At 72.5% G+C, this 23,371-nt stretch carries 17 protein-coding genes; 6 read left to right on the forward strand and 11 right to left on the reverse strand.

Going from position 1 to position 23,371, the window contains the following annotated elements; all coding sequences use genetic code 11:
- Positions 1-118 precede the first annotated feature (118 nt).
- Together ACIBST_RS33530 and ACIBST_RS33535 are read left to right on the forward strand one after the other, a co-directional pair.
- On the forward strand, positions 119-682 hold the full coding sequence (locus tag ACIBST_RS33530; RefSeq protein ID WP_397177500.1) for an RNA polymerase sigma factor: 564 nt from the start codon (positions 119-121) through the stop codon (positions 680-682).
- Positions 675-1,541, forward strand: coding sequence for a CU044_5270 family protein (locus ACIBST_RS33535; protein WP_397177501.1), 867 nt, complete (start codon positions 675-677; stop codon positions 1,539-1,541). The genes ACIBST_RS33530 and ACIBST_RS33535 overlap by 8 nt, the downstream gene beginning before the upstream one ends.
- Before the next feature lie 128 nt (positions 1,542-1,669).
- Here ACIBST_RS33535 and ACIBST_RS33540 read toward each other — a convergent pair whose 3' ends face one another.
- The 6 genes from ACIBST_RS33540 to ACIBST_RS33565 form a co-directional block, all read right to left on the reverse strand.
- Positions 1,670-4,804 (reverse strand): S8 family serine peptidase, encoded by a 3,135-nt coding sequence (locus tag ACIBST_RS33540; RefSeq protein ID WP_397177503.1) that lies wholly within the window; start codon positions 4,802-4,804, stop codon positions 1,670-1,672.
- Positions 4,805-4,947: 143 nt separating this feature from the next.
- The gene (locus tag ACIBST_RS33545) at positions 4,948-5,661 is read right to left on the reverse strand and encodes an HNH endonuclease family protein (RefSeq protein WP_397177505.1); all 714 of its coding nucleotides are present in this window, start codon (positions 5,659-5,661) and stop codon (positions 4,948-4,950) included.
- Between the two features lie 175 nt (positions 5,662-5,836).
- On the reverse strand, positions 5,837-7,183 hold the full coding sequence (locus ACIBST_RS33550; RefSeq protein ID WP_397177506.1) for a glycosyltransferase family 4 protein: 1,347 nt from the start codon (positions 7,181-7,183) through the stop codon (positions 5,837-5,839).
- A 135-nt stretch (positions 7,184-7,318) separates the two neighbouring features.
- On the reverse strand, positions 7,319-10,441 hold the full coding sequence (locus tag ACIBST_RS33555) for a PDZ domain-containing protein (protein ID WP_397177508.1): 3,123 nt from the start codon (positions 10,439-10,441) through the stop codon (positions 7,319-7,321).
- Between the two features lie 273 nt (positions 10,442-10,714).
- Positions 10,715-13,105: a GTP-binding protein gene (locus ACIBST_RS33560; RefSeq protein WP_397177510.1), complete on the reverse strand. Its 2,391-nt coding sequence runs from the start codon at positions 13,103-13,105 to the stop codon at positions 10,715-10,717.
- A 168-nt stretch (positions 13,106-13,273) separates the two neighbouring features.
- The gene (locus ACIBST_RS33565; protein WP_397177512.1) at positions 13,274-14,311 is read right to left on the reverse strand and encodes an Rv2578c family radical SAM protein; all 1,038 of its coding nucleotides are present in this window, start codon (positions 14,309-14,311) and stop codon (positions 13,274-13,276) included.
- A 134-nt stretch (positions 14,312-14,445) separates the two neighbouring features.
- On the opposite strand from ACIBST_RS33565, the gene ACIBST_RS33570 reads away from it, so the two are divergent.
- Positions 14,446-14,724, forward strand: coding sequence for a DUF3040 domain-containing protein (locus ACIBST_RS33570; RefSeq protein WP_352328164.1), 279 nt, complete (start codon positions 14,446-14,448; stop codon positions 14,722-14,724).
- A 57-nt stretch (positions 14,725-14,781) separates the two neighbouring features.
- Here the strand turns inward: ACIBST_RS33570 and ACIBST_RS33575 are convergent, their stop codons facing one another.
- The 5 genes from ACIBST_RS33575 to ACIBST_RS33595 form a co-directional block, all read right to left on the reverse strand.
- Complete coding sequence (locus tag ACIBST_RS33575; protein ID WP_397177513.1) at positions 14,782-15,249, reverse strand: OsmC family protein; 468 nt, start codon at positions 15,247-15,249, stop codon at positions 14,782-14,784.
- Entirely contained in the window at positions 15,246-15,890 is a 645-nt protein-coding gene (locus ACIBST_RS33580; protein ID WP_397177515.1) for a GntR family transcriptional regulator, read from the reverse strand. Before ACIBST_RS33580 ends, ACIBST_RS33575 begins: the two co-directional genes overlap by 4 nt.
- Before the next feature lie 78 nt (positions 15,891-15,968).
- Positions 15,969-17,537: a penicillin-binding transpeptidase domain-containing protein gene (locus tag ACIBST_RS33585; RefSeq protein ID WP_397177516.1), complete on the reverse strand. Its 1,569-nt coding sequence runs from the start codon at positions 17,535-17,537 to the stop codon at positions 15,969-15,971.
- Between the two features lie 78 nt (positions 17,538-17,615).
- Positions 17,616-18,293 (reverse strand): lysophospholipid acyltransferase family protein, encoded by a 678-nt coding sequence (locus ACIBST_RS33590; protein ID WP_397177518.1) that lies wholly within the window; start codon positions 18,291-18,293, stop codon positions 17,616-17,618.
- Positions 18,294-18,532: 239 nt separating this feature from the next.
- The gene (locus ACIBST_RS33595) at positions 18,533-19,147 is read right to left on the reverse strand and encodes a TetR family transcriptional regulator (protein WP_397177519.1); all 615 of its coding nucleotides are present in this window, start codon (positions 19,145-19,147) and stop codon (positions 18,533-18,535) included.
- 66 nt (positions 19,148-19,213) lie between these two features.
- On the opposite strand from ACIBST_RS33595, the gene ACIBST_RS33600 reads away from it, so the two are divergent.
- The 3 genes from ACIBST_RS33600 to ACIBST_RS33610 all read left to right on the forward strand — a co-directional run bounded on the left by ACIBST_RS33600 (position 19,214) and on the right by ACIBST_RS33610 (position 23,352).
- A complete protein-coding gene (locus tag ACIBST_RS33600; protein ID WP_397177521.1) occupies positions 19,214-21,184 on the forward strand; it encodes a HelD family protein in 1,971 nt (656 codons plus the stop codon).
- A gap of 84 nt (positions 21,185-21,268) precedes the next feature.
- On the forward strand, positions 21,269-21,580 hold the full coding sequence (locus ACIBST_RS33605; RefSeq protein ID WP_397177522.1) for a hypothetical protein: 312 nt from the start codon (positions 21,269-21,271) through the stop codon (positions 21,578-21,580).
- 116 nt (positions 21,581-21,696) lie between these two features.
- On the forward strand, positions 21,697-23,352 hold the full coding sequence (locus ACIBST_RS33610; protein ID WP_397177524.1) for an acetolactate synthase large subunit: 1,656 nt from the start codon (positions 21,697-21,699) through the stop codon (positions 23,350-23,352).
- The last annotated feature ends 19 nt before the right edge of the window (positions 23,353-23,371 follow it).

A 23,371-nucleotide genomic window follows, 5' to 3' on the forward strand; every position in this document is an offset into this window, starting at 1 on the left:
CCGGCCCCGGTGAGTGGCCGCCTTCCGGCGCGCGGGAAGAAAAGCCGCGTGCGCCGCGAAGGATGGGTGAAAGTAATGATCACCCACCGGAAGGCACACTCATGACGGAGACGGGCACATGACCGCCGACGTGGGCGAGCAGGTGACCGACGCCGACCTCGTCGCCGGGTACCGGCGGAACCCCGAGCTGTTCACCGCCGTGTATGACCGGTATTTCCATGACGTCTACCGGTACGTGGCGGGACGCCTGGGCACCCAAGTGGCCGAGGACATCGCGGCCGAGACGTTTCTGCTGGCGTTCGACCGGCGTGACCGTTTCGCGCTGGAAAAAGGTGCTCTGCGGCCCTGGCTGCTCGGCATCGCCACGAACCTGGTGGCCCGGCACCGCCACAAGGAGGCCCGCCGGTACCGGACGCTGGCCCGGCTCGATCCCGTGCCGGTCGTGGAGGGGCACGAGAACCGGGTCGTCACCGCCGCGACCGCGCAGCCGTACCTGGCCATGGCGCTCGCCGCGCTGAACGGCGGCGAGCGTGACGTGCTGCTGCTCCTGGCGCTGGGCCAGCTCAGCTACCTCGAGATCGCCCAGGCGCTCGGCATCTCCCTCGGCACGGTGGGCTCACGGCTCAGCCGGGCCCGCGCCAAGATCCACGCCCTCACCGACAAGGAGACCCCTCATGCATGACGTGGAAGAGATCGCCGCCTTGCTGGACGAGCCTGAGCCGTCCGCCGGGGCGGTCGCGCGCGGCAGGGAGCGTCTGGAGCGCAGGGTGATGGCGGGCCGGGCGCGCCGGCGCGTCGGCTGGTTCGTCCCGGGAGTGGCCCTGGCCGCCGCCGGTGCTGTCGCCGCGGTCGTGTTCGCCACGGGGGCGCCCACGAACGACGGCGCCCCGGTCACGGGCAAGGAGGTCCTGCTCATGGCCGCCGTCCGCGCGGAACGTACGCCCCAGGGCTCCGGGACGTACTGGCACGTCACGCGCCGGTGGCTCTCGTCGGAGGCCCCGCCGATAGAGAGCTGGACCAGGCGCGACGGCAAGCGCTGGACCAGGGCCGTGCCGGGGGATCCCCCTGGCGCCGTCATCCCGGCGCCGGAGGGGAAGACGCTCAGGCTCAAGGGCGCCAAGGTGAGCTTCGAGGAGCTTGAAGGGCTGCCGACGGACCCCGAGGCGCTGAAGGCGTCGCTCGTCGCGCGCAAGGGCCAGGAGAGGGACATGTCCGCGTCCGAGATGCGCGGCGATCCCACCCTCACCCTGCTGGCGCTGATCACGGACCTGCCGGCGCCCGGGGAGGTCCGCTCGGCGGCGTTCCGCGCGCTCGCCGCGACACCGGGGGTGGAGAACGCGGGCGCGGTCGAGGGCGGTCAGCATCTGCGCATTCCCGACCCTGATGGTGACACGGACATCGAACTGGTCATCGATCCCGAGGAGGCCCGGGTGGTCCGCGCCAACCTCGTCCTCGTCGACGACGGCGACCTGGCGTTCAGCGCCCAGTTCATCTCCGTGACCACCGAGTGGACGGACCAGCTTCCCCCGGTGAAGAGCTGAGGCGGGATGCCGTGAGCCCCGCGGGTGATCCCGACCGCTGACGGTCCTCCTCTCCCGCACGCGTCCGCCCCCCGGGCCTTCCAGCCCGGGGGCGGACGCGTCGTGATTCAGCCTTCCGGCCGTACGGGTCAGCCCACGGCGTAGGCGCGGGTCACGGTCTGGGTGACGCCGTTGCCCGCCTTGTCGGTGACGGTCGCGCGCAGCGAGACGTACCCCGCGGTGGCGGGGTTGTCCAGCCGCGCCGTCCAGCCCGATCGGCTCGCCCGGACGTGCACCGGCCGCCACGTCCTGCCGTCGTCGGCGGACGCCTCCAGCTTGATCGAGGAGACCGCCGCCCTGGCGGCGCCGGGAGCGCGTTCGACCTGGATCGGGACGGTGGTCCGTGATCCCGGCCTGGCGCGGTTGGCGTCATCGAGGCCCTGGGGCGCGTAGCGCACGGCCATCAGCGGCAGCGGCTCGGGCTTGGCCGTACGGGCCGAGCGGAAGGTCCAGACGGCCTCGACGCCCGTGGACAGCTCGGCCTGCGATCGCCGGGTGGAGGCGGTCAGGGTGTAGGCGGTGTCGGCCTGCGGCAACGTGGCGGTGAGCGTGCACTCCTGGCCGGGGTAGGGCAGGCAGCCGGTGATGCCGGTCGTGGCGATCTGCTTGCCGTTCCCGGTCAGGGTGAGGGTGCCGGTCGCGGTCGCGTCCATGCCGGTGCGTCCGGCGGCTCCGCTGCTGTACAGCCCGTGGGCGGGGAAGGCCAGGGTGTCGCCGGCCCGGCTGCCGCCCGAGGCGGCGAACGAGGGGCCGGTCACCGCGGCGTTCCAGACCTGGGTGAAGTTCCTGTCGCGCACCGGGCCGGTGCCGAGCTCGGTCAGGCCGCCCGTGATGAGCTCGTCGTTCCACGCGAATCCCGGGGTGAGGTACCTTGTCACGCTGCTCGGCAGCGGGATGCCGTTCCAGACGCCCATTCCTGGCGAGAGGGCGTCGCCGGGCGGCACCGGCGCCGTGATCAGGGTGCCGGTGGCGCCCGGGACGGTCGAGCGGTAGGTCTCGGTCGCCTTGACCAGGTCCCGGGTCCGCGCGGCGTACCCGGGGGCGTCGGGGAAGCCGTCCGTCCTGTGGTCGACGAGGTCGTAGCGGTACGGGCTGGGCGTCGTGTCCTTCTTGGTCCACGTGGTCTGGGCCAGGTAGGTGAGCCCCGGCTGCCGCACCGGGACGAGGTAGAAGCCGCCGGAGTAGCCGAACGCGCTCATCGCGGTCCGCCAGGGCCCGTTGGCCACGGAGAGGGCGAATCCGGAAGCGGGGACGGCGGTGGGGTCGTCCACCGTGAACGTGATCCGCTTCGCCTGGCGGCCGTCGACCGTCAGCGACACGTCGGCGTCGCCGACCTCGAACGGCCGGTGCGCGAGCGTCAAGCTGTGCTCCGCCCTCCCGAGGATCTCGGTGTAGAGGTTCCAGCGTCCCTTCGGCAGCCTGATCCTGGCCGTGCCGCCGTGGAAGACGAGGTTGCGCGGCGCGCCGGTCGCCTGGTCGTAGACGACGCCCTGCGCATACTCGGTGGCGGCCCCGTCCCTGTCCTGGACGGTCACCGTGACGTCGTAGGACTCAGGCTCCACGTAGGCCCCGGCCGGGGTGCGGACCACCGTGTCACCGGCCGTGGCGGTGACGATGCCCGGATGGTCGCCGGGGGCCTTGCCCTCGGCGTCGATGGTCACCGTGACCGACGCCTGCCCGCCCGCGGGCACCTCCAGCCGTTGCGGCGACAGCGTGAGCACGTCGGAGCCGGCGGCGAGGTCCAGGGTGACGGGCGTGGCCCCGGTGTTGCTGTAGGTGATCTTCCCGGTGGCCCGCCGCTCGCCCGGCTGGTCCCAGGGGAAGGCGGCCCACACGCCGGTGGGAGTGGCGATCACCTCCTGGGCCAGCGAGCGGAGCACGTCCACCCGTCCGGTGCCCTGCTGGTACGGCGTGGCGCCGTCAGTCGGCCGGGCACTGCCGACGAGCGCCGCCTTGAGCTGCTGCCCGCTCCAGCCGGGATGGCGCTGGGCGAGGATGGCCGCCGCTCCCGCCACGTGCGGACTGGCCATCGACGTGCCGCTCATCGCCACGTGGGTTCCGTCTGCGGTGCCCGCCGCGGCGGCGGCCATGATGTCCACGCCGGGGGCGGTGATGTCCGGCTTGACGGCATGGTCGCCGATACGCGGGCCCGTGCTGGAGAAGTCGGCCACCTGGTCGGAGCGGTCCACCGCGCCGACGGTCAGCGCGGCGTCCGCGCTGCCGGGGCTGTTCACGCTGCCCACGCTCTGCTCGCCCTCGTTGCCCGCGGCCGCCACGAACAGGGTGCCCGTGGCCTGCGACAGGGTGTTCACCGCCTGCTCGATCGGGTCGAGGCCGGCTTCGTCGGGGCCGCCGAAGCTCATGTTGACGATCTTGGCCTTGACCTCCGTGGCGGCCCACTCCATCCCGGCCAGGATCGCGGAGTCGCTGATCTGCGTGCCCAGCTTGCCGAAGGCGATGCGGGCTCCCGGCGCCACGCCGCGGTACTTCTCGCCGGCGCCGGCGATGATCGAGGTGACGTGCGTGCCGTGCCCGAGTCGATCAGTCATGTCAGGCTCGTCGGAGAAGTTCCGCGACTGGGTGACCACGTCCTTCAGGTCGGGATGCGTGGGATCGTACCCGCTGTCGAGCACGGCGACCGTGACGCCCTGTCCGGTGAGACCACGCTGCCACGCCTCGGTCGCGCCGATCTGCCTGGTGCTGCGGTCCAGGGTGTACGAACGCCGGCCGTCGAGCCAGATCCTGCCCTTGCCCGCGGCCAGCGTGGACGCCCCGCCGAGCAGGCTCCGCCACGTCTCGCCCGCGCTCTTCTTGGCCACCCGCTGGGCCGTCATGTCGAGGGCGGCCAGCCGCCGGGTGGTGGCCGCGCCGCGCAGCGCGGGGGCGCTTGCCTGCGGCGACTGGGTGATCAGCGGGATGTCGGGCGTGTCCGCGTCGCCGTAGCGCCAGGCGAGCAACTGGGTGACGTCGAACAGCCGCTCGTCCAGCACCCCCTGGGCGACCAGGGGCGCGGCGTCGGACGGGACGACGTGCAGGTGCCCGTCGCGGTAGCCGGAGGAGAAGTGCACCTCCCGGGCCGCGCCCGGCTCCACCCGGAAGCTCCTGCCCGTGACCACGACACGGTCGCCGGTGAGCAGCGTCACGCTGCCCGCCGGGCCGGAGCGCGGCTGTCCGGGACGTGCCTGGCCCGCGTCGGCCGTGCCGGTTCCCGTTGTCGCGCCCATACCCAGTGTGCCTGCCAGGACCGCTGCCAGCAGTCCCTTGCCTAACGTCATTGATCCTCGCAAGAAGAGAAAACGATCGCTTTCCTCTCCTCTTCCGCGTAAGGCGGATTCTTCTTCCCTGGGCCCCTGAGGCGGGGGACGAGCTAGCGGCACTGCGCGAGCATGGCGTTCTTGTCGGCCCTGGTCACGGGCAGGTCGTACTTGAGCGCGACCTGGGCGAAGCGGGTGACGTACGCGCAGCGGACGCGGCGCTGGGGTGGCAGCCATCCGGCCGGGCCGGAGGCGTCCTTCTCCTCGTTGGCGCGGCCGTCGACGGGTAACAGGTTGAGCGGGTCGTTGGCGAAGTCGAGGCGTTTGGACATCGGCCAGCGCGGCGCGCCCATGCGCCAGCCGTAGTTGAGCGGCACGACGTGGTCCACCTGCACCTCGTCGGCCTGGGCCTTGTGCCAGGAGATGAGCCGGCCGGTGTAGGGGTCGGTCAGCTCCATGGCGACGACCTCGCAGCTCGACCCGGGCCGGTACTCGACGCCGGTGCCGTCGCGGGCGAGCAGGTCGTCGCGGGTGCGGCAGCCGTTGCGGGCGTAGGGGACGCCGGTGGCGGTGTCGGCCCAGTTCTCGCCGTACCGGCTGCGGGCGTAGCCGGTGTTGGGGCCGCGGCCCTTGACGCGTAAGCGGCCGATGAGGGCGCGCGCCCTGGCCTTGTCGCCGTCGGACAGGACGGGGGCCAGGCCGGGCAGCGTCCCGCTGGCGTTGCCGAGGGGGCTGGCGGCGGTGGCGGCGGGGCTCTTGGCGCTGCCGACGAAGGAAGCGACGATGACGGCTGCGGCGAGGATCGCGATGGCGTCCTTCGTGCTCAAGCGGCTCTCCGTGGTTCCCGCGGGCGAAGTTGTCTAGAGAATTCCCGCCATCGCCGGATTTGACACGGGAAGGCTTCCGTCACTGATCACTCCACGCCGCCCTCACCGCTCGCTTCTTCGCACCCTTCGCCGAGCCGGCGGACGTCCGGCTCGGCGGGTGCCGGGGCCCGTCCCGCTAGGCCCGGGGGCCGGCGGGCTCGGTGGCCTCGGCCGGCGCGGGGGTCGCGTCGGGTTCGGGGGTCGCGTCGGGTTCGGGGCGGGGCGGGCGGACGTACGTGCCGTTGCGGCGGCCCACCAGTTCGGCCAGCAGCTCGTCCCACTTCTGGCCCACCGCGTCCACGTCGTACGTGCGCGCCGTCTCCAGCGCCGCCGCCGCCAGCGACCGGCGCAGCGGCTCGTCCTCGATGACCCGCATGATGGCGGCCGCCAGGTTGGCGTTGGTGCGCGGCTTGACCAGCAGCCCGTCCACCTCGTCGGTGATCATCTCCTTGGGCCCGTGCGGGCTGTTGAAGCTGACGATGGCCAGCCCCTTGGCCATGGCCTCCAGGATCGTCATCGGGAAGCCCTCGTGCCGCGAGCTGAGCACGAAGATCGACGCCTTCTCCAGCTCGGCCCCCACGTCGCTGGTCGGCCCCGGCAGCTCCACCTTGCCCTCAAGCCCGGCCTCGACGATCTGCGCCGCCAGGTTGTCCTCCTGCGGCCCGGCGCCGAAGATGCGCAGCTTCCAGTCGGGATGCGCGGCGGCGACGGTCTCCCACGCGGTGATCAGCCGGTGGAAGCCCTTGAGCCGGGTCATCCGGCCCACGGCGACGACGACCTTGGAGTCCAGCCTGGACACCTCGCCGCTCATCGGCGGGACGGCGTTGGGGATGCGCGCCAGCTTCTTCGGCTTCTTCGGCAGCGTGCTGCGGTAGTCGCGCAGGTCGGCCTTGGTGAGGGTGACCAGGGCGTCCATCCGCCGGTACCGCCACTTGATCAGCTTCTGCATCGGCTCGGCCTGGGTGCGCAGGGCCACGTGCTCCTGCCCGATGGTGATCACGCCCGGCTGCGCTAACTGCGCCATGGCCAGGTTGAGCCCGGGACGGGTGGCCATGAGCACGCCGCTGTCGAGCGAGCGGATGTAGCGGGCCAGCTTGTAGTCGGTCCACAGGTTGAAGCGGTGGTAGGCGGTCTCCTCCGGCGGGATCAGCTTGCTGGGGAACCTCGACAGCATCGCCCGCAGCGGATCGGGGCTGGGCTTGAGCCGGTCGTCGAGGAAGCGGAAGCGCACCCGCGGGTCGATCGGGAAGAACGGCTCCTCGGCCTCCTTCAGGATGCTGACGATCTCGACGTCGTGCTTCTCGGCCAGGTAGCCGGCCAGGTTGAACACCGTCCTGATCGTGCCGCCCATGCCGTTGGCGTGCAGGAGCAGGATTCTGATGCGGTCGGTCGACGGCGGCGGCGCGTTGCGTGCCTTGCGGCGGTTGTACCCCCGGTACAACCGGACCATCGCCGACTTCCCCCTGCGTGCCAGTGCGCGCACCTGGACGATCCCCCTTGTGCTCGGTTGCCTTCGCAATGCGCGCGGAGCCGATAGTCAGGCCGCGCGCGAGCGGAGTGCACATGTCATCCCCTGTGCGCTTTCCCCGCCTATGATCTTTAGACGCCCAAGAGGTTCCTAAGGTTGCATACCTGGCCGATGCGACGGATCCGGCGTATGCGGCGAATGCTCGGCAAGCAGGCCGAGGGCGACGTCGATGGCCCGCTCCAGCTGCGTGTCCACGCCCTTGGCGTAGTCCTGCGGGGTGATGTCCACCTCGATGTCGGGATCCGTGCCGTAGTTCTCCACCTGCCAGCCGACGTCGTCGAAGGCGAAGGAGAACTCCGGCTGTGTGGTCACGGTCCCGTCGGCGAGCCGGTGGCGCGGCCAGATGCCGATCACCCCGCCCCAGGTGCGCTTGCCGACCAGCGGGCCCAGCTTGAGCAGCTTGAAGGTGTGGCTGAAGATGTCGCCGTCCGAGCCCGCCCACTCGTTGGTGATGGCCACCAGCGGCCCGCGCGGCGACTCCGGCGGGTACGGCTCCGGGTCCCCCCACCGCGGGTAGTCGTAGCCGAGCCGCCGCCTGGCCAGCTTCTCCAGCAGCAGCGCCGAGACGTGCCCGCCGCCGTTGAAGCGCACGTCCACGATGAGGGCGTGCCGGTCGTACTCGGCCAGGAAGCCCCGGTGGAACTCGCCGAACCCCTCGGTGCCCATGTCGGGGACGTGCAGGTAGCCGATGCGCCCGCCGGAACGCTCGTGGCACTCGGCGCGGTTGAGGTTCACCCAGTCGCGGTAGCGGGCCGGCTGCTCGTCGGCCAGCGCGCGCACGGTCACCGTGAACACCCGCTCCTCGCGCCGCAGGGTCAGCTCCACCTCCTCGCCGGCCTGGTTGACCAGCCGCTCGTTCGGCGTGGCCGCGCGGCCGATGGGCGCGCCGTTGATGGCCAGCACCGCGTCGCCCGGCCGCACGTCGAGCCCCAGCCGGTTCAGCGGCGAGGTGGCCTCGGGGTCCCACGGGTCGCCGGTGACGATCGCGCGCACGTGGTAGACGCCGTCGCGGTAGTCCCAGTCGACGCCCAGCTTGCCCTGGCTGTAGTCCGGCCCTGGACGGTACTCCCCGCCGCTCTCGTAGGCGTGGCTGGTGCCCAGCTCGCCGTGCAGCTCCCACAGCAGGTCGGAGAACTCGCCCCGGGTGGTGACCCGGTCCACCAGCGGCTCGTAGCGCCGGTACACGCCGGGCCAGTCGACGCCGGCCATGTCCTCGGTCCAGAAGTTCTCCCGCTGCAACCGCCACGCCTCGCGGAACATCTGCCGCCACTCCGACTCCGGCGCCACCGACACTTTGATGCGCGACAGGTCGATCCAGCCGCTCTCGCGTCCCGGCGGGTCGTCGTCGTGCTCGGGCACCTCGCCCGCCTTGACCACGCGCAGCCGGCTCCCGGCCCGGTACAGCAACGTCTTGTGGTCGCGGCCCAGCTCGAACGCGGTGACCCCGTCGGCGAACGTCTCGTTCCTGCCCTTGGCGAAGTCGTACAGGTGCAGGGTGTTCTCGCCCTCCAGCGGGCTGGTCAGCAGCAGCGCCCTGCCCTTGAGCCCGGCCACCCCCTCGTAGCGGCCCTCCGGCAGCGGGAAGGCGGTGACGCGGGCGGCCAGCCCGTCCAGGTCCACCCGGACCGGCTCGGCCGGCTCGTCGTCCTCCTCGTCCTTGCCGTTGAGCGGACGCCGTCCGGGCACGAACGGGTCGGGCGCGTCGGCCCGCAGCGCGATCGCGTACGGCCGGGTGCCCAGCGGGAAGCCCAGGTCGAACTGCAACTGGTCGTAGACGGGCGAGAAGACCCGCTGGCCGATGAAGTACAGGTAGCGGCCCTGGGGGTCGAAGGCCGGCATCGAGTCCTTGAGCACCGGCTCGGAGGCGGCCACCGTCCGGCCCGTCTCCGGGTGATGCAGCTTGATCGCGGTCGTCTGGGCGTTGAGCGGCCCGGCGTAGGCCAGCCACTGGCCGTCGTGCGACCAGGCCGGGTCCTCGGGGGGCCCGTGCGGGTTGCGTTCCACCAGCGTGGCCGCGCCCGTGGCCAGGTCCAGCAGGTACAGCTCGTGGCGGTGATTGACCACGGCCACGCGGTCGTGCGCGGGGTCGGGGACCAGCTCGTTGATCCGGCCCAGCCGGGCCACCTCGACGCCGCAGCCGCCCTCGTGGCCCTCCAGAATGACCAGCGTCTCCTCGTCGGACTCGCCGCTGGCCGCGGCGATCAGCCGCACGCCGTCGTTCAGCCAGGTCAGGAAGCGGTAGCGGACGCCGTCCGGCTCGCCGTGCTGGCTCACCGGGCCCTCCCAGTCGGCCATCGCGTACGCCTTGCCGCGCGAGGTGATCGCCAGCGCGCTGCCGTCCGGGCTGAGGGTCGCGCTGTCGAGGAAGTCCTCGGCGTCGACGAACCGGCGGTTGCGCTGCGTCCTGGAGCTGGCCAGCCGCACCTCCAGCCGCCTGGGCTGCTCCTCCGGCTGCTCGTCCGGCTCCAGCAGGTACAGGTCGGCGCCGGCGTGGTAGACCAGCCGGTGGCCGTCGCCGGACAGGTTGCGCGCGTAGTAGTCCTCGTGGTGGGTGTGCTTGCGCAGGTCACTTCCGTCCGGAAGGCAGGAGTAGACGTTCCCGACGCCCTCGTGGTCGGACAGGAAGCAGACCCGCCGGCCGCTCCAGCACGGCGAGGCCAGGTTCCCCGGCAGCCGGATCAGCCGCCTGAACTCGCCGTCGGCGTCGGTGTCGATCCACAGGTCGCCGACCGTGCCACCTCGGTAGCGCTTCCAGCGCGCGGGGTCGGCGGTGTTGCGGCCGAGCACGATCATGCCGTCGGGGCCGTGGGCGATCGAGTTCGCCGGTCCGTACGGCAGCCGCTGCGGCACCCCGCCCGGCGCCACGCGGTGCAGCCATTTGCGCCCGGCGAACGGCTGGGACTGGTCGCTGGCATACAGGATGCGGCCCTCGTGGTCCCAGCCGGTGACGGTGCAGCGGGCGCCGTGGAAGGTGACCCGGCGCGCGGCGCCGCCGACGGCCGGCATCACGTAGACCTCCTCCGGGCCCTCCTCCCGGCCGACGAAGGCGATCTGGTCGCCGCGCGGGGAGATGCGCGGGTAGCCGGCCTCGGCCGCGCCGGCGGTCAGGCGGAACGCGCGGCCGCCCTGGGCCGAGACCATCCACAGGTCGTCCTCGGCGGCGAAGACCACCACGTCCTGAAAGACAGTGGGAAAGCGGAGATAGGCCGACATGTGCGCAGCTCCTCTTCCACCGGACAGCCGGGGGCCGCCGGCCCCCGGCTGCGCGATTCACCTCACGGGGTCATCCCTCGTCGGTCCTTCGGGTTTCCTTCTTGGTCTCCTTGGCCTGCCGGTTCGTCTTGATGGCCTGCTTCTTGGCCTTGCCCGACTTGGTGGCCGGTTTCTTCTTCGTGTCAGCCATCGTTTTCCCCCTGAAACGGTTGCGCCCGATTGGCACACTATGGCGGATTAATACCCATCTATCCCTGATATCCGACATACCGCCTATCGCGTACGAATCGGGCGATCTCCGGACGGACGTGACCACCACACGCCCTCGCCGCGCGACAGGCCCGGCAGCCGCCGCTCGGCCTCGTGCACGGCCGCCGCCGGGATCTCCCCTTCGAGCACCCACGTCTCGGCCCGCCTGCTCGTGCCGTCCAGGACCGCGCCCAGCCCGGCCAGCCGGGACGACACGGCGGCGAAGGCGTCGGCGGGCACCTCCGCCTCGAACCGGTGACACGGCTCGTACACCCTGGTCCCGGCCCTGCGCAGCGCCTCGGCCAGCACCACCCGCGCCTGCCCGCGGAAGTCGCCGGCGGTCGTGACCGGGGAGGCGTAACCCGTCGCCGTCAGCGTGACCAGCACGTCGGTGACCGGCCACCCGTGCGGCCCCGCCCCCAGGCTCTGCCGCACGCTCTCCTCGATCGCCCGGTGGAAGGCCAGCGGCAGCGAGCCCAGATCGACCTCCAGCCGGTAGAGCACGCCCGAGCCCGGCGCGGCCGGCTCGACCCGCAGGCCCACGGTCGCCATGAACGCGTCCCCGGCGTGGCGCATCTCCCGCCTGGCCGCGCCGGTGCCCGCCGGGCGCTCGAAGTGCACCGGACGGCTCGGCTCGAACTCCGCCTCCACGCCGAAGTCCCTGGCCAGGGTCTCGCCGATGACCTCCTTCTGGACCTCGCCGTACAGCAGGACCGACGTCCGGCCGCCGGGCAGCGTACGGGTGCCGATCAGGGGGTCCTGCTCGGCCAGCGCGACCAGCGCGGCGTGCAGGCGCGACTCCTGGCCGGGGACCCGGGGTCGTACGACGGTCTCCAGGCTGGGCGGCGTGAAGTGGGCCTGCTCCGCCGGGCCTGGCTCGCCCAGCCGGTCGCCGACCCGGATCTCGGGCACGCCCCGGACCGTGGCGATGTCACCCGCCACCGCCACCCGCGCCCCCGACCCGACGACGGCCACCCCGCTCGGCCGCCCCTCGTACGCGTGCACACCCCCACCCGCCTCCCGCCGCAGGAACGTCACCCGCTCCCGCCCCCGCAACTCCCCGCCATACATCCGCAGGTACGCCACCTTCTCCCCACCCCGCCCCCGCTCCACCCCGAACACCACACCCACCGCCCCCGCTCTCGTCGCTGTCGCCGTCGCGGGTGTCGCCCTTCCGGGCGTGGTCGTCGCCGGCTCGATGGGCCCGCCTTCGGCTGTCGCCGTCGTGCGGTCGGCGCTTGCATCCGCGCCGACCGGTGGCTGGGGAACAGCGGGCAACAGCCGGACAGCCCCGAGCAACTCGGCCACCCCCTGGCCGGTGATCGCCGACCCGAACACCACCGGATGCGCGTCGCCCGCCGCGCACTGCGCCGCGAGCGCCTCCCGCACCCGCCCCGCCCCCGGAACCACGTCATCGACGAGCAGCTCCAACAGCCCGTCATCCCCCTCGGCCAGCACCTCAGCCGCCACCATCCCCGCGGCCTCCAGCCCGCCCTCCACGTCTGCCTCGGCATCGACCCCCAAGTTGAGCCCAGTGCCAGCCCCCGCGTCGGCCGTGAGATCGGCCCTCGCGTCGCCCCCCGCGTTGGGCCCTGCACCGTCCTCCACCTGGGGCGCCGCGTCGGGCCTCGTGTCGGCCTCCCTCCTGGCGCGCTTGACCCCGACGGGCCCAGCGGCCCGCACCACCTCCTCCGGGCCGTCGCCCGCCACCCCAGCGGGGGAAGCACCCCCAGAGGCCGGGGGAGCCAAGACGGGGGAGCGGGTGGCGACGGCCGGGTCGTCGGCAGCCGCACCGGAAGTCGAGCGAGTGAAGGTGCGGGGTCCGGAGGCGGGGGACGTGGAGGGGAGGGGGCGTGAAGGTGGGGGGCTTGGGGTGGTGTGGAAGGGGGGTGGGGCGAAGGTGAAGGGGTGGGTGGTGGCGGACGGGCCGCCGATGCCGCTCACCGTGTTGAGCGGGACGACCCGCGGCGACAACCACCGCCGGATCTCGGCGAGCACCCCCGCCTCCCGTGCCCCCATCCGGTCGATCTTGTTCACGCAGATCAGCGTGGGCAGCCGCAACCGCCGCAGCGTCTTCATCAGGACCCGCGTGTGCGGCTGGACGCCCTCCACGGCCGACAACACCAGGACGGCGCCGTCGAGCACGCCGAGCGCGCGTTCGACCTCGGCCACGAAGTCGGCGTGGCCCGGCGTGTCCACGAGGTTGACCCGCAGGTCGCCCATGGTGAACGAGGCCACCGCCGAGCGGATGGTGATGCCGCGGCGGCGTTCGATCTCGCCGCTGTCGGTCTGCGTGCTGCCGTCGTCGACGCTGCCGAGGCGCGCGATGACCCCGGTCTCGAACAGCAGCCGCTCAGTGAGGCTGGTCTTGCCCGCGTCTACGTGCGCGAGGATGCCGATGTTCAGGATGTGCATGAGTGGTGGAGCCCTCGAGAACTCTCGTGCCAATGGGGCGCTGGAAGATCTCTGGGCGGCGCCGCATCTCGTGCTCCTGAACGTCGTCCGGCTGGTGCCCGGTCATCCTGTCACCGGGCCGGGCCGGCGGGCCACCGATTTAAACCGGGTCACAACATCCGAACCGGGTCACAACAGGCGGAGCTGCTCCGGCTCGGCGACGGCCGCGGCGGGCGTCCGGCGGGGCGGCACGCGGCGGGCCATGGCAGGCGTGGCTCTGCCGACCCCGTGGCGCCGGGCCAGCTCCTTGACCTGGGCGACGACGCGGTCCTGGTAGGAGGCGGGGGCGTAGGCGCCGCGGCCGTACAGCTCCAGATAGCGCGGCACCAGGCGCGGGTGCTCGCGCCCGAGCCAGCTCAGCCACCATTCGCGCGCCCCCGGCCGCAGGTGCAGGACGATCGGGGCGATGTGGGTGGCGCCGGCCTCGGCGATCTCCTTGACCGTGCGTTCGAGCTGGGCGGGGGAATCGGTCAGGTACGGCAGGATCGGCGCCATCAGCACCCCGCACGCCACGCCGTTGTCGTTGAGCGTGGCGCACGCCTCCAGCCGCCGGCGCGGGTTGGGCGTGCCGGGCTCGACCTCGCGCCACACCGCCTCGTCGACGAAGCCGACCGACACGCTCGTGCTGACGTCGGTGACCTCGGCCGCCTCGGTGAGCAGATCGAGGTCGCGCAGGATCAGCGTGCCCTTGGTGAGCACCGAGAACGGGTTCGCGGCGTCGCGCAGCGCGGCCAGGATGCCCCGCATGAGCCGGTAGCGGCCCTCGGCCCGCTGGTAGCAGTCGACGTTGGTGCCCATGGCCACGTGGTGGCCGCCCCAGCGGGCCGCGGCCAGCTCCTTGCGGGCCAGCTCGGCCGCGTTGACCTTGACGACGATCTTCGAGTCGAAGTCGGCCCCGGCGTCGAGGTCGAGGTATTCGTGCGTCTTGCGGGCGAAGCAGTAGACGCAGCGATGCCCGCACCCGCGGTAGGGGTTGATCGTGTACTCGAACGGCACCCGGCTGGCCCCCGGCACCCGGTTGATGACGGACCGGGCCTGGACCTCGTAGAAGGTCATCCCCCTGAACTCGGGAGTGTCGAAGGTACGGGTGACCGCGCCGCGGGCGAACAACGGCACGGCAGGATCGGCCTGACCGGGCCCGGCCAGGCGCAGGTTGTCCCAGCGCATCCCATGATTAGAACAAAGGTTCGAGCGTGATCGCAAACCGAAAAGAGGCGGTAATTAGGGGGTCACGGCAAGGCTAATGATCTTCATGGTTGGGGAGGAACACGCCACAGTGCTTGCGTTCCGGAGGTGCGTCTATGGCCTGGTCGCAGGACGAGGAGCGAATGCTGGCCCAGATCGAGCAGCACCTCGTCGACGACGATCCGCGGCTCGTCGCCCGGCTTGAGTCGTTCAACGAGCGGGCCCGTCGCAGCGAGGCGAGGGCGAAGGGGCAGCCGGGCCACAGGCGGCCACGCCGGTCGACGGTCATCATCGTGATCAGCTGGGTGCTCATCGCGACGCTGGTGGCCACCCTGCTGATCATGGTGCTCCAGCACGAGGCCGCCACCGCCGTGGCCCTGGCCGCCTCGCGCTGACCGCTCCTCGACCGCCCCCGGGCCGCTTCCCGGCCGTTCGCGCCTTCCGGCCTGCCTTCAGGCTGTGCGGACGGTCGGCTCGTGGCGTACCGGGAAGTTGACCGAGGCGGCGATGAAGCACGCCTTGTGGGCGTCCTCGTGCAGGCGGGCGGCGGTCTCGGCCATCTCCGGCGAGGCCACGGTCACCTCGGGGCGGAGCACGACCTCGGTGAAGTGGCCGCCGGCGCCGCTCTCGGCCATGGTGCCCGACGCGTGGTCGGCGTACGCGGTGACCACGACGCCCGCCTCGGCGCACAGGTGCAGATACCACAACATGTGGCACTGGGAGAGCGAGCCGACCAGCAGCTGCTCGGGGTTCCAGCGGGCGGGGTCGCCGCGGAAGGCGGGGTCGGAGCTGCCCGCGATGACCTGCCGGCCCTCGGCGGACAAATCGTGGTCGCGGTCGTAGTCGCGGTAGCCGGTGGTGCCGGCGCCCCGGTTGCCGGTCCAGGTCACGGTGGTGGTGTACGTGTGGTGGCGGGTCATGCGGGTTCGTCCTTGCTGTGAGTGACGGCGCGGGTGTCGAGGACGTGCGCGCGGGCGATGGCCGCGGCGTCCTGCGGCCGGGCCTCGATGATCGCGGCGAGAAGCTGTTCGTGCTGGCCGGAGACGTGCGCGGGACGGGACGGCGGCGCCAGCGAGCGCAACGTGGACACCTGGATCTGGTCCCACACCCGCTCCAGGGTGTGCAGCGCGATGGCGTTGGCCGCCAGCTCGGCGATCCGCCGGTGGAAGCGCCGGTTGAGCCCGACGGCCTCGCCGAGCCGGCCCTGCGCGGTGGCGGCCGCCGTGGCGTCGGCGACCTGCCGCAGCGAGGCCAGGTCGGCGGGGGCGATGCGGCCCTCGCCCTGACGGGTGGCCGCCAGCTCGGCCGTGAGCGCCTCCAGGGACGCCCGCACCTGGTAGGCGTCCTCCAGCGCGGACGCCTCCAGGGCCACGACGACCACCCCGCGCCCGGCCGGGCGCACCAGGCCGTCGGCGGTCAGCGCCCGCAGCGCCTCGCGCACCGGGGTGCGGCTCATCTCCAGGCTCGCCGCGACCTCCGTCTCGGTCAGCCGCGCCCCCGGCGGGTACGTCCCGTCGAGGATCAGCTCCCGCAACCGGCCCCAGGCCACATCGCTCTGCACGGACGGGACTCTAGCGCTTTGCATACATTGCATGCAATGGTGCGCGGCCTGAGAACCCGCACCCGCAGGCAAGAGAACTCAGAGGCCCTTGAGGAAGGTCGCCGCCACCGGGGCCGCGACCTTGCCGCCCGTGCCGCCCCCCTCCACGACCACCGCGAAGGCCACGTCGCCCTTGAACCCCATGAACCAGGCGTGGGTGTCGAGCTTGTCGCCGGTGCCGAACTCGGCCGTGCCGGTCTTGCCGTGGGTGCCGGCGGGCAGGCCGCTGCCCCTGGCGGTGCCCTTGGAGACGACGGCCGCCATCATGCTGTGCAGCTGCTCCTTGACCCCCTTGGGCAGCGCCTGCTCGCCGGCCTTCTGCTTGATCGACGGCACCAGCGTGGGCGGCCGCCACGTGCCGTCGGCGATGGCGGCGGCGACCGAGGCCATCGACAGCGGGCTCGCGGTGATCCTGGCCTGGCCGAAGGACTCGGCGGCCAGCTCGGCGTCGGACTGGGCCCGCGGGAAGCTGGCCTTCGTGGCCGGCACGCCGATGTTGAGCGGCTGGTTGAAGCCGACGCCTTCCGCCGTCTTGAGCAGCTTGTCGGCGCCGAGCCGCTGTTCGGCCAGCGGCGCGAAGGTGGTGTTGCACGAGTGGGCGAAGGAGTCGAGGAACGACAGCGAGCCGAACTCCTCCTTCTCCGAGTTGCGGATCTTCAGCCCGCCGACGGTGGCGTACATCGGGCAGGTGACCTTGTCGGCGGGCGACAGGCCGGCCGCCAGCAGGCCGATCGCGGTGACCGCCTTGAACGTGGAGCCGGGCGGGTAGCGGCCGTCGAGGGCCCGGTTGAAACCGCCCTGGTTGTTGACCACGGCCAGGATCTCGCCCGTGGAGGGCCGGATGGCCACCATGGAGGTGGGCTTGGGGACGTCTTTGACCGCGGTCACGGCCGCCGCCTGGGCCCGCGGGTCGAGCGAGGTCTCGACGGGCTTGCCGTCGGTGCCCTCGATGGTGCCGAGGGTCTTGCCGCCGAGCTGGATCTGCGTGGTGGGGGTGCCGGCCAGCCGCTTCTGGAACGTCTCCTGCAGGCCGCCGCGCCCGATCGCCTGCCCCACCTTGTAGGAGGCGCCGAGCTTGGCGACGTCCTTCTTGGTGGCCTTGTCGAGGTAGCCGACGAGCTGCTGCACCGAGCCGCCGGACGTGCCGGTGTCGATGCGGCCGCCGTCGGCGTCGGTGATCTTCGCGCGCTGCGGCCAGCTCGTCTTGACGGCGAAGGCCGCGCCCGGGGTCAGCTGCGGGTGCAGCGTGGCGGGCCGCCAGTCGATCTTCCACATGCGGTCGGCCACCACGAGGTCGAGCTGCCCGTCGTAGGACCAGGAGCCGATGTTCTTCAGCGCCAGGGTCGCGGTGTAGGGGACCTTGGCCCGGCCGTCGCCCTCGACGACCCGCCCCAGCTTGACCGTGGCCGACTCGACGCCGAGGGCGGCGCGCTGCTGGTCGTAGGCGGTGAGCTGCTGCTGGGTGGCCAGCTCGGCGGTCATGGCGGCCTTGTCGCCGGCCTGCCAGGCGGCGGCGAAGCGCTGCGCCGTCTCGCCCGGCGTGCCCTTGGTGCGCAGCAGGTAGTAGGCGCCCCCGCCCGCGGCGCCCGCCACGAGCACGGCGGACACCGAAACGATCGCGATGGTACGGCCCCGCGCCACTGGTCAGCCCCCCGGTCCTCGACGTCAGGTGTCAGAGCCTAGCGGTCACGTCGTTCCGTTGGCGGACTTGAAGCTGGAGGCGTAAGCGGGCACGTACTCCTGCCCGGACAGCTTCTGGACGGCCTCCATGACCTCGTCGGTGACCCGGCGCCGGTCGCGCGCCTTGGTGTGGTCGCCCTCGAAACGCATGGGACGGCCGATGGAGATGCCGATCTTGGCCGGCCTGGGCACCTTGGCCCCGACCGGCAGCACCTTCTCGGTGCCCTTGAGCGCCACCGGCAGCACGGGCGCGCCCGTCTTGAGCGCCAGCCAGGCCACGCCGACCTTGCCGCGGTAGAGGCGGCCGTCGGGGGAGCGGGTGCCCTCGGGGTGGATGCCGAACAGCTCGCCGCGCTCCAGCAGCTTGGCGGCGGCGTCGAGCATGGCCTGGGCGGCGTGGGCGCTCTCGCGGTCGATCGGCAGGCTGCCGCCCAGGCGCATGAAGAAGCCGGAGACGGGGTTGCCGTCGAAGTATTCGTTCTTGGCGGTGAACGTGACGTGCCGGGGGAGCAGCGCGGGCAGCAGGAAGGAGTCGAGCACGGAGAGGTGGTTGGCCGCCAGGATGGCCGGGCCGACCCTCGGCACGTTCGCGGCGCCGGTGATGTGCGGCCGGCACATCGCGTGGGCGAGCGGCGCGGCGGCGAACTTGACCACTTCGTACAGCAACGGGCTCTCCTGGATCATGGGCAGTCAACCTTGCCACCCTAAGGCAGCCGGGCGCCCGGAAAGCTTAAAGGCCGATGTGGTGGTCGCCTCCTCGGCGAGGTGCACAACACGGTTCCAGCCGAACGGTATTCCGTGAAGGCGGTAATTTGCGGCCCGGGGGACACAGCCACATCGGCATTTCCGAGTTAAGCACAGCCTCTGGCGTTGGAGGTAATCGTGCCCGCCGCATGGTCCGCGCGTGACCTGCGCGCCGGAGCTCAGGGGCCGGTGGCACCGTCCATGAGCAGGGCGTAGGCGTGTCCGGCGGCGCGCACCGCGTCGGCCTCGGTCTCGGCCAGGGGGCGGCCCGCGGCGAGCTGCGCCCAGGCACGGCGGGCCAGCACCCGCTGCACGGCCAGCGCCTGGGCCGCCAGCAGCGCGGCGGTCAGCTCGTCCATGCTCTCGGCCAGCGCCTCGGCCAGCTCGGCCTCGTCCTGGGCCATGTGGTGGAACAGGCGGACGGCCAGGCTCGGCGTGTCGAACACCATGCGGTGGAAGGCCAGCACCTCGGGGTGGTCGTTGAGCCCGGTGACCGGGTCGTGGGCGGCCAGGCGGGCGAGGTGGTGGCGGCGCAGCGCCGCGACCGGGTGCTCGCCGGGCGCCCGCCCGCGCACCACGCGGGCGGCCTCGCCCTTGTGGTCGGCGAACCGGTGCAGGACGAGGTCCTCCTTGGTCGGGAAGTACTTGAACAGTGTCGGCTTGGACACCCCGGCCGCCGCCGCGATCTCGGTCACCGGCACCTCGTCGAAGCCGCGTTCCAGGAAGAGCGCGATCGCCGCCGTCGAGATGGCCTCGTGCACCCGCTGCCGCTGCAGCTCCCGCAGTCCCGTCATGGCCCCACTCTAGCAAAGTGTTAACCTGGTCAATGTCTTAACCGAGTTAACGCTTTGGGGGTGGGCATGGGAACGCTCGACGACGAACGGCGTCACGTCGAACGATGCAGGGCGGGGCTGCGCAGGATGCTGGAGGGCGCCCGGGAGAACGTGATCGTCGGCGAGACCGTCGCCGGCGACCGCTACAGCGCCGAGCGGCTCGGCCGCCATCTCAAGAGCCTGGCCAAGGAGCTCAGCGAGGAGCCCGACGGGCCGCCGTTCTTCGGCCGGCTCGACTTCGGCCAGGACTCGGCCGAGCACCGCGGCCGGGCGTACCACATCGGCCGGCGGCACATCACCGGCGAGCACGGCGGGCCGCCGGTGGTGATCGACTGGCGCGCGCCCGTGGCGCGCGCCTTCTACCGCGCCGGCGCCCGCGACCCCCAGGGCGTCGAGGTACGCCGCCGTTTCGGCTGGTCGGGCAGCACGCTGACGGGCTACGAGGACGAGCGTCTCGGCGCGGGGGAGGAGGGCGGCGGCGCGCTCCTGGCCGCCGAGATCGAACGCCCCCGCGTCGGCCCGATGCGCGACATCGTCGCCACCATCCAGCCCGAGCAGGACGACCTCGTCCGTGCCGACCTGGACACCACCATCTGCGTCCAGGGCGCCCCCGGCACCGGCAAGACCGCCGTCGGCCTGCACCGGGCCGCCTACCTGCTGTACGCGCACCGCCGGCGCCTCGAACGCTCCGGCGTCCTGGTGCTCGGCCCGAACCGGACCTTCCTCGGCTACATCTCGGCCGTGCTGCCCGCGCTCGGCGAGGTGGACGTCGAGCAGACTACCCTGGAAGGGCTGCTCGGCGCCTACCCGGTGCGGGCCGTCGACTCCCCGGCGGCCGCGGCGGTCAAGCACGACGTCCGGATGGCCGAGGTGCTGCGCCGCGCGCTGTACGGCCGCATCCGCAGGCCCGCCGAGCCCGCCGTGGTGGCCGACGGCTCCTACCGCTGGCGCGTCGGCGAGGACGAGCTGCGCCGCATCGTCGAGGACGCCAGGCGGGCCGCGCTCCCGTACGGCGTCGGCCGCGAACGCGTCAGGGCCAGGACGGTGGCGGCGATGCGGCGGCAGGCCGAGGCCCGCGGCCAGACCTGCAACGCCGCCTGGGAACGCCGGATCGGCCGGGCGCTCACTCCGGCGCTCGACGCGACCTGGCCCGCCGCCCGCCCCGAGGACGTGCTGCACGAGGTCCTCAGCGCCCCGCCCGAGGGCCTGCTGACCGACGCCGAACGCGCCGCGCTCGCCCGGCCCGGCCCGCCGCGCGGCGTCAAGAGCGCCCGATGGACCGAGGCCGACCTGGTGCTGCTGGACGAGCTGGCCTGCCTGCTCGAACGCCCCCGCGGCTACGGCCACGTCATCGTGGACGAGGCCCAGGACCTGTCGCCCATGCAGTGCCGGGCCGTGGCCAGGCGCAGCGAGCACGGCTCGCTCACCGTGCTCGGCGACCTGGCCCAGGGCACCACGCCGTGGGCGGCCAGGTCGTGGCCGGAGCACCTGGAGCTGCTCGGCAGCCCCGGCGGCCGGATCGTCGAGCTGACCACCGGCTTCCGCGTGCCCGGCGTGGTCGTGGAGCTGGCCAACACGCTGCTGGCCGCGCTCGACGCCGACGTGCCCCCCACCCGCTCCTACCGCTCCGACGGCAGGCTGCGCGTCATCGCGACGGCCGAGCTGGAGAAGGGGGTCGTGGCGGCCGTGCGGGAGGCGGCCGGGTTCGAGGGGTCGATCGGGGTGATCGCGGCCGACGCCCAGGTCGAGGCGATCACCTGCGCGCTCTGGAACGAGGGGCTGGACCTCGGCGAGCGGCTGAGCGTCGTGCCCGCCTCGATGTCCAAGGGGCTGGAGTACGACCACGTGGTGCTCGCCGAGCCGGCCGCCGTCGTCGCGGCCGAACCGCGCGGGCTCAACCGCCTCTACGTCGCCCTCACCCGCGCGGTCTCCCGGCTCGACGTCGTCCACGCCGAACCCCTTCCCCCTCAGTTTTCCCGCCCGTCAAAAGCCTTCTGAAATGGGCAGATGTCTGGACTCGGCGGCTCGACAGGTCTCCGGCTCTGGTGTGTGATGTGATTCACTTCACGAGGGAGCCGGAGAATGACCGCTTCGCAAGACCCGCCCCCGGGCGACGACGAGCACACGCGTGAAGGGCGCCGGCCGCAGCCGCCGCCCTACACCCGGCCGCCGCAGCGGCAGGGCGCCCAGGTCCTGTCGATCATCGGGTTCGTCAGCGCCGCGGTGGCCATCCTGTTCATACCGATCCTGTTCGGCCTGGCCGGCATCGTGCTGGGCATCGTCGGCCACACCCGCGGCGAGTCCCTGGGCAAGTGGGCCGCCATCGCCGCCGCGGCCTGCATGGTCGTCGGCATGGTCCTCGGCGCGCTGGCCACGCGCGCGCTGGGCTCCTGACCCGCTGTGCCCGCGTGAGCTCCGCCGTCGCGCGGGCACAGGGCCGCGTCCCGGAATGAAGCGCGCCTGCCGGGTGCTGTCAGGGACGCAGTCGCTCATGGAAGAAGGCGTTGATCATGTCCCCGCAGGCGGACGCGGCCCATCTGATCGTGCGAGCCCTGGAGGCGGAAGGCGTCGAGTACGTCTTCGGCATCCCCGGCGAGGAGAACATCCACTTCGTCGACGCGCTCAACGACTCCTCCATCCGCTACATCCTCGTCCGGCACGAGCAGGGCGCGGCGTTCATGGCCGAGATCTACGGCAGGCTCACCGGCAAGGCGGGGGTGGCCTCGGCCACGCTCGGCCCCGGCGCCATCAACCTGCAGCTCGGCGTGGCCGACGCCACCACCAACAGCACCCCCGTCGTGGCGATCACCGCCCAGGTCGGCCTCGACCGCATCTACAAGGAGTCGCACCAGGTGGTCGACCTGGTGTCGCTGTTCCGGCCGATCACCAAATGGGCCGACCTCGCCCCCACGGCCCTGGCGCTGCCCGAGATGATCCGCAAGGCGTTCAAGACCGCCCAGACCGAGCGGCCCGGCGCCGTCTACCTGGCCATCCCCGAAGACGTCGAGTCGGCCCCCGTGCCGGCCGGCCTCGGCCCGCTGCCGGTCAACGTCGTACGCCCCCAAGACCCCTCGGCCGCCCAGATCGCCCGCGCGGCCGAGGTGCTGGCCCGCGCGCGCAGGCCGATCGTGCTGGCCGGGCACGGCGCCGTCCGGGCCGGGGCGGCCGCCGCGCTGGTGCGCTTCTCCGAGCGGCTCGGGCTGCCGGTGGCCACCACGTTCAACGGCAAGGGCGTCTTCCCCGACGACCACCCGCACGCGCTGGGCGCGGTCGGCTTCATGCGGCACGACTACGTCAACTTCGGCTTCGACGAGGCGGACGTGCTGATCAGCGTCGGCTACGAGCTGCAGGAGTTCGACCCCGTCAAGATCAACCCCAACCGCGACAAGGAGATCGTCCACCTCCACCGGTTCCCCGCCGAGGTCGACGACCACTACCCGGTGGCCGTCGGCGTGCACGGCGACATCTCCCGGTCCCTGGACGCGCTCGCCGACGCCGTCCCGCGCCGCTTCGAGCTCAACGGCACCGGCGAGAAGATCCGCCGCCTGATGCGCGAGGAGCTGGAGCAGGGGCGCTCGGAGGACGGCTTCCCGCTGTCGCCGCGGCGCGTGGTCGCCGACATCCGGGAGGCCATGGGGCGCGAGGACATCGTGCTGGCCGACACCGGCGCGGTGAAGATGTGGATGGCCCGCATGTACCCGACGTACGAGCCCAACACGATGCTGGTCTCCAACGGGCTGTCCTCGATGGGGTTCGCGGTGCCCGGGGCGCTGGCCGCCAAGCTGGCCTACCCCGAGCGCAAGGTGCTGGCCGCCACCGGCGACGGGGCGTTCCTGATGAACTCCCAGGAGCTGGAGACGGCCGTCCGCGAGCGCGTCCCGATCACGGTCGTGGTGTGGGTCGACGACGCGTACGGGCTGATCGAGTGGAAGATGGACCTGGAGCTCGGCCGCCACTCGGGCATCCGCTTCGGCAACCCCGACTTCGTCGCCTACGCCGAGAGCTTCGGCGCCCGCGGCTACCGGGTCACCAGCGCCGGGGAACTGCTGCCCACGCTGCGCAAGGCGCTGGCCGAGGAGACGGTGTCGGTGATCGCGGTGCCCGTCGACTACGCGGCCAACCTGGAGCTGACCGGCAAGCTCGGCGAGCTCACCGGCCCCTTCTGACCGGCCGGCCCCGGGGCGG

It is taken from the genome of Nonomuraea sp. NPDC049684 (assembly GCF_044465345.1).
Classification (GTDB): domain Bacteria; phylum Actinomycetota; class Actinomycetes; order Streptosporangiales; family Streptosporangiaceae; genus Nonomuraea.

Bases quoted from the DNA above. Each gene is read 5' to 3' on its own strand.
- ACIBST_RS33530 (WP_397177500.1), top strand. From the start codon at position 119: ATGACCGCCGACGTGGGCGAGCAGGTGACCGACGCCGACCTCGTCGCC.
- ACIBST_RS33535 (WP_397177501.1), top strand. From the start codon at position 675: ATGCATGACGTGGAAGAGATCGCCGCCTTGCTGGACGAGCCTGAGCCG.
- ACIBST_RS33540 (WP_397177503.1), bottom strand. From the start codon at position 4,804: ATGGGCGCGACAACGGGAACCGGCACGGCCGACGCGGGCCAGGCACGT.
- ACIBST_RS33555 (WP_397177508.1), bottom strand. From the start codon at position 10,441: ATGTCGGCCTATCTCCGCTTTCCCACTGTCTTTCAGGACGTGGTGGTC.
- ACIBST_RS33560 (WP_397177510.1), bottom strand. From the start codon at position 13,105: ATGCACATCCTGAACATCGGCATCCTCGCGCACGTAGACGCGGGCAAG.
- ACIBST_RS33565 (WP_397177512.1), bottom strand. From the start codon at position 14,311: ATGCGCTGGGACAACCTGCGCCTGGCCGGGCCCGGTCAGGCCGATCCT.
- ACIBST_RS33570 (WP_352328164.1), top strand. From the start codon at position 14,446: ATGGCCTGGTCGCAGGACGAGGAGCGAATGCTGGCCCAGATCGAGCAG.
- ACIBST_RS33575 (WP_397177513.1), bottom strand. From the start codon at position 15,249: ATGACCCGCCACCACACGTACACCACCACCGTGACCTGGACCGGCAAC.
- ACIBST_RS33590 (WP_397177518.1), bottom strand. From the start codon at position 18,293: ATGATCCAGGAGAGCCCGTTGCTGTACGAAGTGGTCAAGTTCGCCGCC.
- ACIBST_RS33595 (WP_397177519.1), bottom strand. From the start codon at position 19,147: ATGACGGGACTGCGGGAGCTGCAGCGGCAGCGGGTGCACGAGGCCATC.
- ACIBST_RS33600 (WP_397177521.1), top strand. From the start codon at position 19,214: ATGGGAACGCTCGACGACGAACGGCGTCACGTCGAACGATGCAGGGCG.
- ACIBST_RS33605 (WP_397177522.1), top strand. From the start codon at position 21,269: ATGACCGCTTCGCAAGACCCGCCCCCGGGCGACGACGAGCACACGCGT.
- ACIBST_RS33610 (WP_397177524.1), top strand. From the start codon at position 21,697: ATGTCCCCGCAGGCGGACGCGGCCCATCTGATCGTGCGAGCCCTGGAG.